General features: G+C 58.6%; 1 protein-coding gene. It reads left to right on the top strand.

Going from position 1 to position 1441, the window contains the following annotated elements; translation table 11 throughout:
• Positions 1 to 56 precede the first annotated feature (56 nt).
• Positions 57 to 1406 (top strand): IS256 family transposase, encoded by a 1350-nt coding sequence (locus MHY23_RS11790; RefSeq protein ID WP_239307704.1) that lies wholly within the window; start codon positions 57 to 59, stop codon positions 1404 to 1406.
• The last annotated feature ends 35 nt before the right edge of the window (positions 1407 to 1441 follow it).

The following is a 1441-nucleotide window of genomic DNA, read 5'->3' as shown; positions in this document are numbered from 1 at the left end:
GAGGGTGTCAGGAAGTTTGTGTGTGAGGCTCTGATCTAGAAGGAGTTTCACCGATAATGACTACGGTGTCACCGAAGAAAAACCATGACCCGGCAAAGGTCAATGAGATCAGCGAGAAGCTGATGGAAAATCCTGAGCTCGCCAGCTTGATCAGCGAGCTGTCGGCTTCCGCTGATGATGCAAGCGAGCTGGTCAAAGGCCTGCTGCAGGCATCGATCAACGCTGGTCTGCAGGCGGAGATGGATGCGCATTTGGGCTATAGCCATTCTGACCGCAAGACGAAAGCCCAAGTCGAATCCGCACAGGGCAACAATCACCGCAATGGGTCGTACACCAAGACCGTCAATTCTGGCTACGGCGCGGTGGAAGTGACCGTGCCCAGGGATCGTGCCGGCACGTTTACTCCCCGGATGGTGCCCAAGGGTGCACGCCGGCTCACAGAACTCGACGACATGATCGTCTCGCTCTACGCCGGCGGGATGACAGTGCGCGATATCCAGCATCACCTCGCGACCACGCTCGGGGTGGATATGAGCCCGGATACGATCAGCACCATTACCGACGCGGTGCTAGACGAGGTCATGATCTGGCAAAACCGCCAGCTCGACGAGTTTTACCCGGTGATCTTCCTCGACGCGCTACGCGTGAAAATCCGTGACGGCCACCGCGTGGTCAACAAAGCCTGCTACATGGCGGTTGGTGTCGACATGGACGGCATCAAGCACATCCTGGGATTGTGGATCGAGGAAAACGAAGGTGCGGCATTTTGGGCATCGGTGTGCGCGGATCTGGCCAACCGTGGTGTCCAGGACGTGTTCATCGTGTGCTGCGACGGGCTCAAAGGCCTGCCGGAAGCCGTGGAAGCCACCTGGCCGAATTCCATGGTGCAGACCTGTATCGTGCACCTGATTCGGGCTGCGAACCGGTGGGTGTCGTATCAGGACCGCAAAGGCGTCTCTCGCGCGCTGCGCGAGGTCTACACCGCTCCCAATGAGGAGACGGCACGCGCCAGCCTGGATGCGTTCGAGGCCAGTGAACTGGGCCTAAAATACCCGCAGTCGGTCAAAGTTTGGCGCGACGCTTGGGAGCGGTTCGTGCCGTTTTTACAGTTTCCGCCGGCGGCACGCCGGGTGCTCTACACCACGAATTCGATCGAGTCGCTGAATGCTGAACTGCGGAAAGCTACCCGTAACCGCGGGCAATTCCCGAACGATACCGCGGCGCTGAAGACGCTTTGGTTGATGATCTGCAACATCGAAGACAAGCGCGCTGCGCAGCGAGCCAAGAAAGCGAAGCGCGACGTTGAGTGCAACGGCTATATTGAAGGAGCGAAAGCCACCGGGTGGAAACAAGCCATCAACCAACTAGCCGTGGCTTACCCCGACCGATTCGCGGACTACTTGTAAACCAAACCCCCGCACACAAAGAATCGGACACCCTC

Origin of the sequence: Corynebacterium sp. ACRQP (genome assembly GCF_022345915.1) — a bacterium.
Taxonomy (GTDB): domain Bacteria; phylum Actinomycetota; class Actinomycetes; order Mycobacteriales; family Mycobacteriaceae; genus Corynebacterium; species Corynebacterium lehmanniae.
Note: the sequence above shows the minus strand (reverse complement) of the source record. Positions and strands in the feature narration are given on the sequence as shown.

Bases quoted from the DNA above. Each gene is read 5' to 3' on its own strand.
- MHY23_RS11790 (WP_239307704.1), top strand. From the start codon at position 57: ATGACTACGGTGTCACCGAAGAAAAACCATGACCCGGCAAAGGTCAAT.